Source organism: Pseudomonas fluorescens group sp. (genome assembly GCF_020093335.1).
In the GTDB taxonomy this organism is placed as follows: domain Bacteria; phylum Pseudomonadota; class Gammaproteobacteria; order Pseudomonadales; family Pseudomonadaceae; genus Aquipseudomonas; species Aquipseudomonas petroselini.
In genome coordinates this window covers 168040-182313 of record NZ_JAIOKW010000002.1, presented here as the reverse complement: position 1 = coordinate 182313, position 14274 = coordinate 168040, and the positions used below count along the sequence as shown (strand labels likewise).

The window sequence follows — 14274 nt, the reverse complement described above, 5'->3', positions numbered from 1 at the left end:
GTCAATCGGCCAGGTCATGCAGTTGGCAGTATTCGACCCAACTCAGGCCGGCCATCTGCGCCACTTCCTTATGCACCTCAAGGCGCTGGGCTTCAAAGGCTTCGCCGGATTCGGCGGTCAGTTTGAGGGTTAACTCCCAGGCAAACAGGCCCTGGCGCTCGGCTTCCGCTTCGAAGGCTTCATGCAGCCGTTCGGCACGGTATTGCGCCAGGGTTTCGCCCTTGGCCTGGGCGGCCAGCGGGTTCAGGGTGTTAAGTTCAGTGGCGACATCGGGATGTTCGTCGAGGAATCTGTCCAGCGCGAGCTGATGGTTATCACCGGGTTGTGACAAGGGCTTACTCCAAACAAAGGCAACGGTAGGGTGACACTCGGATAATGCCCATTGAAGCAGATTCGGACATTGGCCCAGGTCGGAACATTCAATTATTTGGAAAAAACACGGAATTGCCTGTCATCCAATACGGAAAAATCACTTAGATGCGTGGCAAAAGGCTTTCGCTCATCGTGCCTGGACGTGTAGCGTTAGCCCGGTGTTTCCGGCCCTGCCTTCCAAGGACAGTGGGCGATGGGCAGAGGGATGGGTCATGGCGCAAACGCTGTTCAAACTTTTCTTCACCCAGCGCCTGGCCGCCCTGGCCGGCACCGAGTCGCTGCGGGCGATTCGCGAAGGGCTGTTGTGGATCCTGCCGTGCCTGCTGGTGTCGGCGGGCTTTCTGATCTTGTCTGAATCTGCCCGCGTGCTGGGCTTCGACCCGCATTGGGTGACGTTCCTGGCCGGGCTGCACAACCAGATCAGTTCCGTGATCCCGCTGCTGGTAGCCGCTTCGATTGGTTATATGCTGGCGATCCAGCATCGACTCCCACAGCTGCCCGTCGCGTTCCTGTGCCTGGCCCATGTGGTGGTTGCGACGTTTATCCTGCGTGACTACCCCCGGGCCTCAGCCACCTTCGTGCTGTTCATTGCGATTGCCTCGCCGCTGCTGAATGTGCCGGCCATTGCCTGGCTGCACCGTTATCGCTGGACTCGGCTGGTCAACGAAGAGCTGGTAGGGCACAACCTGCGGGGCACCATCAATATGGTCGTGCCGGGCGTCATCACCGCCTTGGCGTTGGTGAGCGTGCTGTCCTTGCTGCTGCAAATCCCTTATGTGGCACAGCTCCAAGGGCCCCAGGTACTCGATGCCCTGGAGTCGCCATACGGCAGCGGTTTGTTTGTGACCTTGATGAATTCACTGCTGTGGTTTTTCGGAATCCACGGCGTGTACGCCATGCAGCCGCTGTTCAATGTGCTGGATCAGGCGGTGGTGCTGAACAGCGCTGCACTGGCGGCGGGTGAGCCGATCAAGTATGTGTTGAACGGCGGTCTGTTGGGCAGCTTTGCGTTTATCGGTGGCTCGGGCGGCGCATTGTGCCTGTTGCTGGCGATCCTGCTGTTCTCCAAGAGCCAGTCCATGCGCCTGTTGGCGGTGGCGAGTTTGCCGCTCTCACTGTTCAATGTAAGTGAAGTACTGTTGTTCGGTTTGCCGATCATCCTTAACCCGCGTTTGTTCATACCGTTTCTGATCGTACCCGCGTTGAACGCCATGCTGGCGTTGACGGTGGTGCAGATGGGGTGGGTGTCGCCGGCGGTGGTCAGCGTGCCGTTTACGGCGCCGGTGCTGCTCAATGCCTATCTGAGCACCCACGGTGATTGGGTAGCGGTGGGCCTTCAAGTGGCGCTGCTGGGGCTGGGCACGCTGGTGTATGCGCCGTATGTGCGCGCGATCCACCGCCAGGCCACCGAAGGGGGCACGGTGTACCTCAAGTCCCTGGACATGACCTTCCGTGGCCTTGAGGAAAAGGGCCGTCTGCGCGAGCTGGACCCGGTGCTCGCGTCCCACAAGACCCTGGCGCGCCAGGCCAATGAACTGAGCCGCATCCAGCAGATCAGCGACTACGAGTTCTATCTTGAATTCCAGCCACAGGTCTCGACCCGCACTGGCTTGTGCACCGGCTGTGAAGCACTGATGCGTGCCCGTGATGCCGACGGCAAAGTGCATTCACCGTGGGAGTTCCTGCAGTGGCTGGCCCAGGCGCATTTGATGCCGGATGTGGATGTATGGGTGGCATCCCAGGCGGTTCGCCAGTACCAGAAGTGGCAGAAACTCGGTTTCAGCTTACCGATGACCATCAATATTTCCAGTGCGACCCTGACCGACGCCGCCTATGGCGAACGCCTGGTGGACATCCTCGCCCAGGCCCGCGGGCAGGTCTCAGTAGAAATCACCGAAGATGCGCTGGTGAGTGATATCCAGGTCACACGCCAGACCATTCAGAAGCTGCAAGCCATCGGTGCCAAGGTCTATATCGATGATTTCGGCACCGGGTTCTCGGCCCTGAGTTACCTGCACCAATTTCCCGTGGACTTCATCAAGATCGACCGTAGCTTTGTGGTGGCGCAGCATGACCCCAAGGGCGCCCAGGTCATGACCGGCATGCTGCGCTTCTGTGAGGCGTTGAATCTGGGCGTGGTGGTGGAAGGGGTGGAGACGGCCGAGCAGCTGGCCTTCCTGAATACGGGTGCCGATTTGATTATTCAAGGCTGGTATTTCAGCAAGGCGCTGCCGGACGATCAGTTGCAAGGCTTTGTGCGTGAGCGCGAGGCCCTGGCGCAGGGCTAGTAACCGCGCCGGACCTGCTCGATGTCCTCGACCAGCGCGTCGATACCGGCCAGGCGCGCACGGTTGTCGTGGTCCCAGGGGTGGAAGCCGGGTTTGAAGTAGTGCAGCCACGGCACCAGCATGCGTGGGAAGACTCCCTTGGGCCCATACAGAAACTTCAGCATGCGCCAGAAGCCTTTCAGGTGCCCGCCCGACTTGCGGTCGGCAATCAGCAGGCGCACGTGGAAGTCGAACACCACCAGCCAGAATAACAACGTGGTGAACAGCATGGTCCCGGTGCGCAGCAAGTAGCGCTTGGGGCCGGGCTTGATCACGCTGTTCCAGACGTCGAACGCCACCGCCTTGTGTTCGGTTTCCTCCAAGGCGTGCCAGTACCACATCTGTTGGTAGCCCTTGAGTGAGTCGCCGAAGCGCGACGGGTCGCTCAACAGGATTTCGGCAAGCATCGCCGTGTAGTGTTCAAGGGCAATGGTCACCGCGAGGTTGAAGGACGCCGGCAAGTGTTTTTTCTGCAGGTCGAGGATGAACTTCAGGCGCCTGTCCAGGGCGTGCGCGGGCAGCCCCGCGGCTTGCAGCAGGTCGTTGTAGGCCACGTGCTCGCGGCTGTGCATGGCTTCCTGGCCGATAAAACCCTGGATCTCTTTCTTCAGCTCAGGGTCGTCGATGCGCTGGCGGTAGTGGCGCACGCTGTCCATGAAAAACAGCTCGCCCTGCGGAAACAGCAGCGACAGGGCATTGAAGAAATGCGTGATGAACGGGCCTTGCTCGTGCCAGTCCTTGATGCGTTCGGCAGGCAGGGTGAAATGGATGTCACGGCGGATCGGCAACATGCTGCGTGCTCCTGTTCAGAGACGGGACTCGTCGTTGGTTTCAAACACCCGCTTGCGGGGCTTCGGGGCCATGCGCCTGCTGGCGAACACCACCAAGGCTTGATAGGCCGCCGGCAGGCAACGGGCGAGGAGGTCGAGGAAATAGGCGTCGCGGCCGATCAGCACGCGACGTTTGTTTTTACGTACGCCGTGCAGGATCACCTTGGCGGCCTGGTCGGCGTCGGTAATGAAGAGCTTTTCGAAGTCGGCGCGGGCCTGCTGTTCGCTGTGGATCAGGAAGCCGGTCATGTTCGCGTCGATACGGCTGCTGCGGCAGATATCGGTGCGAATGCCGCCGGGGTGCACGCAGGTGGCCGAGACACCGCAGCGTTGCATGTCCAACTCCTGGCGCAGGGATTCGGTGAAGCCGCGCACGGCGAACTTGGTCGCGTTGTAGCCGCTCATGCCAGGCTGGGCGAACAGGCCGAACACGCTGGAGGTGTTGATCACGTGGCCCTCGCCGCCAGCTTTCAAATACGGCAGGAATGCCTTGGTGCCGTGCACCACGCCCCAGAAGTTGATGCCGACGATCCATTCCAGGTCGGCGTAGTCCACGCCCTCGACAGTGCTCGACAGGGCAACCCCGGCATTGTTGAACACCAGGTTGACCTTGCCGTGGTCGGCCATGCAGCGCGCGGCCCAATCCTCCATGGCCTGGCGGTCGGACACATCGAGCACCTGGGTAGTGATCAATACGGGCGCCAGGGTTGAGGTCTTGATCAGCGCCAAGGTCTGCTCCAGCCCCTGGCTGTTTTTGTCGGCCAGCGCCAGGTGGCAACCTTCCCGCGCCAGGGCCAATGCCAGCGCTCGGCCCATGCCGGATGCCGCACCGGTAATCGCGGCTACGCGGTCGTTGAATGATTTCATGACAGGCTCCCTTCAGGCGTGGAGTGGGGCGTCGCCAGGGGGCGGTTGGGCGCGTCGCCCGGTTGCCGGTTGGCGACATAATCCTTGAGCGCAAACTGCCGGGTGACCTGCTTGAAACGCCAGGTCGAGCCGGGCCATAGGGTGGTGTTCTTGCCGGTGCGCGGGTCGAGGTACCAGCTTTGGCAACCGCCGGTGCTCCAGATGGTGCGTTTGAGCTTGGCTTGCAACTGCTGGTTGTAGGCGCTCTCCACGCCGGCTTTGACGTCCACTGTGGCGATGCCGTGCCGTTGCATGCGCTGGAGGGCGTCGAGGATGTAGGTCACCTGGGCTTCGATCATCAGGATCATCGAGTTATGCCCCAGGCCGGTGTTGGGCCCGATGATCAGGAACAGGTTGGGATAGCCGGGCACCGTCGTGCCTTTGTAGGCGTGCGCGCCGTCTTGCCAGGTGTCCATCAAGTCCACGCCGCCGCGCCCGATGATGCAGTCGCGGGGCAGGGGATCGGTGGCCTGGAAGCCGGTGCCGAAGATCAGGCAGTCCGCCGGATGCTTGATACCGTCGGCGGTGATTACGCCGTCGGCCTCGATGCGCAGCACGCGCTCGGTGACCACCTCGACATTGCTGCGCGACAGCGCGGGGTAGTAGTCATTGGAAATCAGCACGCGCTTGCAGCCGATGGTGTAGTCCGGGGTCAGGGTCTTGCGCAGGGACGGGCGAGCCACTTGTTTGTGCAGGTGGCGCAGGGCGATTTTCTGCACCATTTTCATCAGCCGTGGGTGTAAGGCAAAGCCGACGACACGGCCTTCCAGTGCCCAGTAAAAAGCGCCGCGTACCAGGCGTTGGGTAAAGGGCAGGTGCTTGAACAGCCAGCGTTCAAAAGGTGAGATCGCCCGGTCGGGTTTGGGCATGATCCACGGTGGGGTGCGTTGGAACAGGTCCAGATGGGCCACGTGCGGCGCGATCTTCGGCACGAACTGAATGGCACTGGCGCCGGTGCCGATCACCGCGACGCGCTTGCCCTTCAAGGCATAGTCGTGGTCCCACTGTTGGGAGTGAAAGCGCTTGCCCTTAAAGCTGTCGAGACCTGGAATGTCCGGCAACGCCGGGCGCGACAGACCGCCCATGCCCGACACCAGCACCCGCGCACTCACCTGGCGGCCATCGCTGAAGCTCAGTTGCCAGCGTTGCTGGGGCTCATCGAACACCGCGCGCTCGAGGCCCATGCCAAAACGCAGGTAGGGCACCAACCCGAAGCGCGTGGCGCATTGCTCCAGGTAAGCACGGATTTCCGCTTGCGGCGCGAACTGCCGTGTCCAGTCCGGGTTGGGCGCAAACGAAAACGAATACACATGGGACTGCACGTCGCAGGCGCAGCCGGGGTAGTGGTTGTCCCGCCACGTGCCGCCGAGGGTGTCGGCCTGCTCGGCGATAAAGAAGTCGGTGAACCCGGCTTCCTTGAGCTTGATCGCCATGCAGAGCCCGGCAAAGCCTGAGCCGATGATGGCGATGTCGATTGAATCACTCTGGGCATTCATAAGCATTCCTTCGTGGGCATCGGGGTGCTCCTTTTCTTGTTGTGTCTTTTAGATAGAACACCATTGCAAAGAAAAATTGAATTACTTATTTTAAAAAAGATTTTAAATAATCTACCTGAAAATATCGCCTACGCTAGTCCCAGGTTCCTCATGTGCGACTTGTCCGACGGACAGGCACGACGTTCGGGTCCAGGGTGTGGACGATGGCTGAGGCCTTGATCAATACCGGTCGGGTCGCCAGCAGCGGGGATGCAGAGGACCGAGCTATGGCTGTTGAATGGGTTATCGCGGCGGCTGTGTTGATAGGCGCGAGCGCCGTTTTATGGGGGTTCAGCGTCTGGATGACGCGGCGCATTGAAGCCGCCGTTCCGAACAATGGGCGTTTTGTGGAGGTCGACGGCGAGCGCTTTCATTATTACGAGGAAGGCAAAGGCCGTCCGTTGGTGATGATTCATGGGCTGATGGGCAGCAGTCGCAACCTGACCTATGCCTTGTCCGGGCAATTGCGTGAGCACTTTCGCGTGATCACCCTCGACCGACCGGGGTCGGGCTATTCCACGCGCCATACAGGCACCGCCGCCGACCTGCCGGCCCAGGCGCGGCAAGTGGCAGCCTTTATTCACACCCTGGGCCTGGATAAACCGCTGGTGCTGGGGCATTCCCTCGGTGGCGCGATTTCCCTGGCGCTGGCCCTTGACCATCCTCACACGGTATCCGGGCTGGTGCTGGTGGCGCCATTGACCCATCCGCAACCCACCTTACCCTTGGTGTTCTGGTCGTTGGCCGTGCGACCGGCCTGGCTGCGGCGGTGGGTGTCCTACACGCTGACTGTGCCCATGGGGCTGTTGACGCGCCGTGCGGTGGTCAAGGGGGTGTTCGCACCGGACAGTGCCCCTGAGGACTTCGCCACCCGCGGCGGCGGGCTGCTGGGCATGCGTCCCGAGAACTTCTATGCCGCGTCCAGCGAGATAGCGCTGGTCAACGACGAGCTGCCGGACATGGTCAAGCGCTACCCGCAACTGACGCTGCCCATCAGCCTGATCTATGGCGCACGCGATAAGGTCCTGGACTTTCGTAAACACGGCCAGGCCCTGGCCGACAAGGTCCCGGGCCTGAAGCTGCAGGTCGTGGAAGGGCGCGGGCATATGCTGCCGATTACCGCCACCGAGAGGGTGGTGGAGGCGGTGCACCAGTTGGCCAAGCGTGCGCGGCCGCTGGAAACAGCCGAGATCCTGCATCCGCCGTTTGCCTTGGCAAACAAATAATCGTGGCCTTTATTGCGGGTTGTACGGTCCGAAATGCTTGCGCTAGAGACCTGACCAAACGGCTGAAAAAGAGACTGCATGGTCACGTAGGAAAGGCCTCGAAAAAATAGTTGACGACCTATCGATTCCGCGCTATTTATTTAAAAAAATATTTCAATGTTTGTTTTGAAATGATTTTTGAAATGCCTAAGAGCGAATAAAAATGAAAAAAACGTCTTTTATCGCATGGTTGATTCCCCGGAGCATTCTGTGCTCCCTGAACCTGCTTTCCGCTGCCCTGCCACGGAGGCTGCCATGAATCAGACACTGGCAGCCCCAAGCATATGGACCGACGGCAAGCGTCATCTGTGGTGGCTGGGCATCATGCCCCTGGCCACTCCATTGCTCTCGGGTGCCCTGGCCATCACCACCGGTATCCAATCCCTCTGGTGGGTCGGTGTGCTGGTGATCTTCGGCTTGATCCCGCTCATCGACGGCCTGCTCGGTGAAGACGTGAGCAACCCGCCCGAATCCGCCGTCGGCCACCTTGAGTCCCAACGCTACTACCGTTGGATCGTCTACACCGGCGTGCTGTTCGTCATCTCCTCTGTGGTGATCACCGGCTGGCTCGCCGCCGGCGGTATCGACTGGATCATCCAGGGTGGCCTGTTGCAGGCTACCGCTAACCTGGAACCGTCCAGCTGGCTGTCCCACGCCGCCAGTTACATCACCGCCCGCACGCAGCTGCATGGCGAACCGAGCTGGTTCACCTACCTGGGCATGGCGATGTCGACCGGTGCCGCCACCGGCATCGCGATCAACACCGCCCACGAACTGGGTCACAAACCCAATGCGCTGGAAGTGTTTCTCGCCAAGGTCACGCTGGCCCCGACCTTCTACGGGCACTTCTACACCGAACACAATCGTGGCCATCACGTGCGCGTCGCCACGCCGGAAGACCCGGCCAGCTCGCGCCTCGGGGAGAGCTTCTGGGCCTTCCTACCACGTTCGGTATGGTTCAGTGCCCGTTCGGCGTGGAACCTGGAGCGTGAACGCCTGCGTAAACTCGGCCTGCCGGCGTGGCACTGGCAGAACGGCGTGCTCAGCGCGTGGATGTACAGCGTGGTGCTGTGGGGGGCGATGATCGCCTGGCTGGGGGGGGCCGTGATTCCGTTCCTGATTATCCAGGGCATCTACGGTTTCTCGCTGTTGGAGGTCGTCAACTACGTCGAACATTACGGGCTTAAACGCCAGAAGTTACCCAATGGGCGTTATGAGCGGTGTTCGCCACGGCATTCGTGGAACAGTAATCGCATTGTTACCAATATCTTCCTGTTCCAGTTACAGCGTCACTCTGATCACCATGCTAACCCGACCCGTAGTTATCAGTCGTTGCGCCATTTTGATGAGTCGCCGCAACTTCCTTACGGTTACGCAAGCATGATTGTCTGGGCGTACGTGCCTTACTTGTGGCGCCGTCGCATGGACCATCGAGTGCTGAATCATTACGGCGGGGATATCACTCTGGCGAATCTTCAGCCGTCACAGCGGTTGAAGTATCTGGAGAAGTACAGCAACAGCGCTACACCGTTCTAAGTTCAAGTAACACGTTGTTTGCGCACTCGGGGCCTGTGTTTCGTGCAGGTTTCTGTCGCCCGAGGTTCTCCAGATCAGTGGCAAGAAAGTTGTTTGACCCGAACAAAAATAATTAAAGGGAAGGACGTACACCATGCAAGCACCTGCCAAGTTCACCACCCATATCGTATTGGCCGCGCTGGGCCTGATCGCCTATCACCAGGCCCAGGCCGCGCGCATCGAACCCGCCGGCAGCGCCTTTACGGCCCAAGGCCCCATCAGTTTTTCCAAAGGCGCGCTGATCAGCGCCGATTGCACCATCAAGGTGGCGGGCAAAGTCGCGGCGGATGGTACTTCGGTGAATGTCGACACCGTCGAATTCGAGGGCGGCCTCAAGTGCAGCCGGGTCGAAGCGATCAACTTGCCCTGGGTATTAGTCGCCAAAGACACCAAAAGTGGCTCCATGTCGAAGATCAGCGTGGACGTGCACGCGTTTGGCCTGGGCGGCAAGTGCGGGCCCTCTACCGCCAACGGCACGTGGGACAACGCCACCGGCAAGTTGGAAGCCGCGAATGTCCCGATCGGCGAAGACTGCAAGATCAAGACGGTGTCGATCAAGATGCCGCCGAACTTCAAGGTTGTTGAATAAGCGTCGAATGCGACTGCGGTAATTGAATTGAAATTTGGCTGGAAAGGGAAGTTCTGCAGTTTCACCGTGACCTCTCGTTCATGGCCATTACCCCTGGCGAAATGACTTCGCCATAACATGTGAGGAAAAACAATGAAAAGCTTGAAAACCCTCGTGTCGTTGACTGCTTTGACTGTTTGCATGGGTGCTGCTTCGATGGCGAATGCCTATAGCATCAGTCCTGTCAGCACAAGCTTCACCGCGCCGGGCACTATCTCGGTGAAGTCGCCATCATCCTTCCAGGCCACCGTGAACTGTGGCGCCACCTTTACCGGAAACGTCGATGCGACCGGTGTTGCCAAGATCACGGGCGTCGCGGTCACCGGTGGCGGCCTTTGTGCGCTGCCTAAGATTACCGGTTTGCCTTGGACGTTGACTGCCACCGGCCCTGCTGTCGGGTCGGTTACAAATGTCGGGTACACCATTGCCGCTTCGATTCTGTACCCAGCCTCCAACTGCGGCCCTTCCACCATCGCTGTGGGCTACAGCGGTGGTGTGCTGACCGCTGCCAACCAGACCCTAAGCGGCAGCTGCACCGTGGTGAGCCTGAGCGTTACCCCAAGCCCTGCGCTGACTATCGTGCCTTGAGGAAAGCGTAAGAACGAAGGGCTGATCACCCGTTGAAAAAAAACTGGCGCCTTGACTGGGCGCCAGTTCATGAATTGCAGGCCGCAAGACGAACCGGCAGGGCTGGCTCAGAGAGATAACAATAAGGAGTGCCGCATGAATAATAAGAAACAACATGTGCAGGTTTTGCTGGGGCTGGCGTTGATTGGCGGGGCTTTGGCGACCGCGCCCGTACAGGCCGGCGGTTTTTCAACACCGACCTACGGGGCGCCGGGCTGGGGGCGGGCATTCGCCGGTGGGTCACTGTTCAAGAACGACCCGAGCTCGGCGTACAACAACCCGGCGGCCATGGCCTTTGTGGAACACAACGTCGCGCAATTTACGGTCGACTACGCGCGCATCAAGATCAAGTACAAGGGCGATGCCTCTGATTATGCGGGCAACCCCATTTCCAATACGCCATTGGATGCTAATGGTTTTCCTGATGTGGCGGCGACCACGGTCAATAACAACGATGGTGGACAAGGCGGGTTTACGGCCTGGTTGCCTACCGGTTTCATGGTCATGCCCCTGGGAGATCGCTTCGCGTTCGGCTTGAGCCAAGTTGTGCCCCAGGGCATGCGCTCCACTTGGAATCAGGACTCGAAACTGCGCGACTTTGCAGTGGACACCAAAATCGAGACCGTGGGGTTGACCGGGTCACTGTCTTTCAAAGTGAATGATCAATTCTCCATCGGTGGTGGCGTGATCGTGCAGCACAGCAAGGGATTCGTCAGCCAGAACATCGACTTGTTGTCTGCCGCCGCAGTGTCCGATTCGGTGCTGGGCGGCATCAATTTTCCATCGGATGTCGGCAGTGCGCTGATGCGTGTCAAAGTTGACAATGTTTCGGCTGGCTGGTTTACCGGCGTCGTCTGGAAGCCCACAGAACGAGATACGCTTGGCTTGAATTACCACGCCAAGATCAAGAACAAGATGACCGGCAAATACAATATCTACGCCGATCAGTTTTCCTACAACCTGATGACCCAACCGAGCCCGTTTGGCGGTAGCGGTACATTGGTGAATACCGCTTACCCAGGGTTGGAGCTGGCGCCGGACGGCGCTCATGCCAAAGTCCAGTTGGACATTCCTGCCACGGCGGGTCTGGACTGGGTACACCAGTTCAACGATCGTTTCACCCTGGGAGCCAGCGTAACCTGGACTGAGTGGTCCTCGTTCAAGGACCTGACGCTTGAGTCCGGCGGCACCACAATTGTGTCCATTCCCTACAACTACAAGAACACCTGGATGTACTCCCTCGGGGGTGACTATCGTGTTACCGATGAGCTGACCCTGCGTGCAGGTGTCGCCCTTGATCAGACACCTACACGCAATTCGACTCGCGACCCGCGAATCCCGGATGGCGACCGTACATTCCTGTCGTTGGGGGCCGGCTACGACGTGAAAGCAATCAAGGGGCTGAGTGTTGACTTGGCCTATTCCCACCAGTTCGTGCAAGAGGTCAAGCTCAAGACCCAAAACGTTGATCGCCTGGGGGGGGCAAGCCTGAATGGCAAGGCCGAATCTTCAGGTGATGTTGTCTCTGTATCGGCTACCTACGCGTTCTAAGTCAGTGCCCCTACATTGAGGATAAAAGCGCCAAGCACATTGTGGCGCTTTTGTCCTCAATGCTTCGTTTTAACGGGATGCTTACGTAGCCCGTTCATATCTCCTACTTGGCCCGTCTGCGAAATTAATTGCTGTTGGGCAACTCTCCTGCGTATTTAAGAACATATCAGCTGCGCACTTAGTTACGCGGTTTGGTACTACTCATCGCTCAGATTATTCCTATTTCAGCTTATGTTCAGTTGCAACAAAGTTTCTCTACCCGAACAGCATTAGTTTTCAGGGAAGAGCGCTATGGGTCGAACACTGATTTGATGATTTGGCTGTATCAAGAGGGCTGTTGTTTGCGCAGAGCTTTTTGAATATGGCCATTACCCCTGGCGAATAACTCGCCTTTCTATGTAAGGAATAGCAATGATGAACTTGAAATCTCTTGTGTCGTTGTCTGCCCTGGTTGTTTGCATGGGTGCCGCTTCCATGGCCAATGCTTACAGCATCACGCCCATCAACACCAACTTCACCGCGCCAGGCACGATCTCGGTGAAATCGCCGTCCTCCTACCAGGCCCCCGTCAACTGTGGGGCTACCTTCACCGGTAACGTCGACGCCTCCGGTGTCGCGAAAATCACCGGCGTTGCCATCACCGGCGGTGGTCTTTGCGACCTGCCCAAGATCACTGGCCTGCCTTGGACATTGACGGCTAATGGTGCCGCAGTCGGCTCAGTGTCGAATGTCGGGTACACCATCGCCGGTTCGATTCTCTACCCCGTCTCCAATTGTGGCGCTTCCACCATCACCGCCAACTACAGCGGTGGCGTGTTGACGGCTTCCAATCAGTCCCTGGCAGGCAACTGCACGGTGGTGAGCCTGAGCGTCAAGCCTACTCCGGCATTCACCGTTGTTCCCTGATTGTTCCCTGATTGTTCCTGGATAGCGACTGAAACCAAGGGCTGATCGCCCGCTGAAAGACGGGCGCCTCAACGAGGCGCTCGTCGACGATAGGGCTCGGGCGGTTGAGTGAGAGAGCAGTAAGGAGTGGGGTATGAATGATAAGAAACGACAGCTACAGGTTTTCCTGGGACTGGCGTTGATGGGCGGGCTGACGACCGCAGTGCCTGTGCAGGCTGGCGGTTTTTCCACGCCGACGTATGGGGCTCCCGGTTGGGGGCGAGCGTTCGCTGGCGGCTCGCTGTTCAAGAACGATCCAAGTTCGGCGTTCAACAACCCCGCGGCCATGGCCTTTGTGGACCGCAGCATTGCGCAATTCACGGTCGACTACGCACGCGTCAAGATCCAGTACAAAGGCGCCGCCTTTGATTATGCAGGCAATCCGATTTCCAGCACGCCGTTGGGCGGCGACGGCTTTCCCGACGGCTCGGCGACCACAGCCAACAACAATGAGGGTGGACAAGGTGGATTCACGGCCTGGTTGCCCACGGGGTTTATGGTAATGCCGCTGGGGGATCGATTCGCCTTCGGTTTGAGCCAGGTCGTCCCCCAAGGCATGCGTTCCACCTGGGATGAAGACTCCAAACTGCGCGGCTTTGCCGTGGATACCAAAATTGAAACCGTGGGGTTGACGGGGTCCTTGTCGTTCAAGCTCAACGATCAGTTCGCCCTCGGTGGCGGCGTGATCATTCAGCACAGTAAAGGTTTTGTCAGCCAGAACGTCGACCTGTTGTCAGCGGCAGCGGTGTCCGATTCCGAACTGGGTGGTACACCGTTCCCGTCGGACGTCGGTGGCGCCCTGATGCGCATCAAGGTCGACAATATCTCAGCCGGCTGGTTTACCGGCGTTGTCTGGAAACCCACGGAAAAAGACACGCTGGGCCTGAATTACCACGCCAGGATCAAGAACAAGATGACCGGCAAGTACTCCATCCGTGCTGACCAGTTTTCCTACAACCTCCTGACACAACCCAGCCCGTTTGGCGGTAGCGGCACGCTGGTGGGTACGGCGTATCCGGGGCTTGAGCTGTTTCCGGACGGTGCCCACGCCAGTACTCAATTGGATATTCCTGCCTCGGCGGGCGTTGACTGGGCGCACCGGTTCAATGATCGATTCACCCTGGGCGCGAGTGTGGTCTGGACGCAGTGGTCGTCGTTCGAAGACCTGACGCTCAAATCCGGCGACATGACGATTGTCTCGATTCCCTACCATTACAAAAACACCTGGATGTACTCCGTCGGTGGAGACTGGCGTGCGACCGATGAGCTGACCTTGCGTGCCGGTGTGGCGATTGACCAGACACCGACCCGCAACTCGACCCGTGACCCTCGGATCCCCGATGGTGATCGCACATTCTTGTCGCTCGGAGCGGGGTATGAGGTCAAAGCCATCAACGGGTTGACGCTGGATGCTGCCTATTCCCACCAGTTCGTCCAAGAGGTCAAGTTGAAGACCAAGAACGTCGATCGGCTGGGGGCTGCGAGCCTGGATGGCAAGGCTGCCTCGTCCGGCGATGTCGTCAGCCTTTCGGCCACCTACGCGTTCTGAGGTTTCAGGGGGGACTTCTTTTCGGCGTGATTGACCTAGCGACCGGTCCGGTCGTTTTTTTTGGCTGCGCATTAAATAATAATTTCAAAACAAAATTTGAATATAGTTTTCGAATTTTGTAGTGTGGCGTTACGCCGCAGTTCATCCGACCTGTTGCACGTAGG

12 protein-coding genes are annotated in these 14274 nt (G+C 59.0%); 8 read left to right on the top strand and 4 right to left on the bottom strand.

Annotated features, from left to right (window positions below; translation table 11 throughout):
- Position 1: 1 nt before the first annotated feature.
- Positions 2 to 331 (bottom strand): DUF6388 family protein, encoded by a 330-nt coding sequence (locus K7431_RS03715; RefSeq protein ID WP_012724689.1) that lies wholly within the window; start codon positions 329 to 331, stop codon positions 2 to 4.
- Positions 332 to 584: 253 nt separating this feature from the next.
- Between K7431_RS03715 and K7431_RS03710 the strand changes: the two genes are divergently transcribed.
- A complete protein-coding gene (locus K7431_RS03710; RefSeq protein WP_043205461.1) occupies positions 585 to 2660 on the top strand; it encodes a PTS sugar transporter subunit IIC/EAL domain-containing protein in 2076 nt (691 codons plus the stop codon).
- On the opposite strand, the gene K7431_RS03705 is transcribed toward K7431_RS03710, so the two are convergent.
- Genes K7431_RS03705 through K7431_RS03695 form a run of 3 tightly spaced genes read right to left on the bottom strand, consistent with a single transcriptional unit; the run spans position 2657 to position 5931 of the window.
- Complete coding sequence (locus K7431_RS03705; protein ID WP_012724687.1) at positions 2657 to 3490, bottom strand: metal-dependent hydrolase; 834 nt, start codon at positions 3488 to 3490, stop codon at positions 2657 to 2659. The genes K7431_RS03710 and K7431_RS03705 overlap by 4 nt on opposite strands.
- Before the next feature lie 15 nt (positions 3491 to 3505).
- Positions 3506 to 4396, bottom strand: a complete 891-nt coding sequence (locus tag K7431_RS03700) for an SDR family NAD(P)-dependent oxidoreductase (protein ID WP_012724686.1) — start codon at positions 4394 to 4396, stop codon at positions 3506 to 3508.
- A complete protein-coding gene (locus K7431_RS03695; RefSeq protein WP_043205460.1) occupies positions 4393 to 5931 on the bottom strand; it encodes a flavin-containing monooxygenase in 1539 nt (512 codons plus the stop codon). Before K7431_RS03695 ends, K7431_RS03700 begins: the two co-directional genes overlap by 4 nt.
- A gap of 266 nt (positions 5932 to 6197) precedes the next feature.
- Between K7431_RS03695 and K7431_RS03690 the strand changes: the two genes are divergently transcribed.
- From K7431_RS03690 to K7431_RS03660, 7 genes are all read left to right on the top strand, one after another.
- Positions 6198 to 7196 carry an alpha/beta fold hydrolase gene (locus K7431_RS03690; protein WP_046036950.1) on the top strand — a complete coding sequence of 333 codons (999 nt, stop codon included), beginning with the start codon at positions 6198 to 6200 and terminating at the stop codon, positions 7194 to 7196.
- 294 nt (positions 7197 to 7490) lie between these two features.
- Positions 7491 to 8771, top strand: a complete 1281-nt coding sequence (locus K7431_RS03685; RefSeq protein ID WP_012724683.1) for an alkane 1-monooxygenase — start codon at positions 7491 to 7493, stop codon at positions 8769 to 8771.
- A 133-nt stretch (positions 8772 to 8904) separates the two neighbouring features.
- Positions 8905 to 9399 (top strand): alkane oxidation protein activator PraA, encoded by a 495-nt coding sequence (gene praA / locus K7431_RS03680; RefSeq protein ID WP_012724682.1) that lies wholly within the window; start codon positions 8905 to 8907, stop codon positions 9397 to 9399.
- Positions 9400 to 9531: 132 nt separating this feature from the next.
- Positions 9532 to 10026, top strand: a complete 495-nt coding sequence (praB, locus tag K7431_RS03675; RefSeq protein WP_012724681.1) for an alkane oxidation protein activator PraB — start codon at positions 9532 to 9534, stop codon at positions 10024 to 10026.
- A 135-nt stretch (positions 10027 to 10161) separates the two neighbouring features.
- The gene (locus K7431_RS03670; RefSeq protein ID WP_012724680.1) at positions 10162 to 11616 is read left to right on the top strand and encodes an outer membrane protein transport protein; all 1455 of its coding nucleotides are present in this window, start codon (positions 10162 to 10164) and stop codon (positions 11614 to 11616) included.
- A gap of 411 nt (positions 11617 to 12027) precedes the next feature.
- Positions 12028 to 12522, top strand: a complete 495-nt coding sequence (gene praB, locus K7431_RS03665; RefSeq protein WP_012724679.1) for an alkane oxidation protein activator PraB — start codon at positions 12028 to 12030, stop codon at positions 12520 to 12522.
- 133 nt (positions 12523 to 12655) lie between these two features.
- Positions 12656 to 14110 carry an outer membrane protein transport protein gene (locus tag K7431_RS03660; protein WP_012724678.1) on the top strand — a complete coding sequence of 485 codons (1455 nt, stop codon included), beginning with the start codon at positions 12656 to 12658 and terminating at the stop codon, positions 14108 to 14110.
- Positions 14111 to 14274 lie beyond the last annotated feature (164 nt).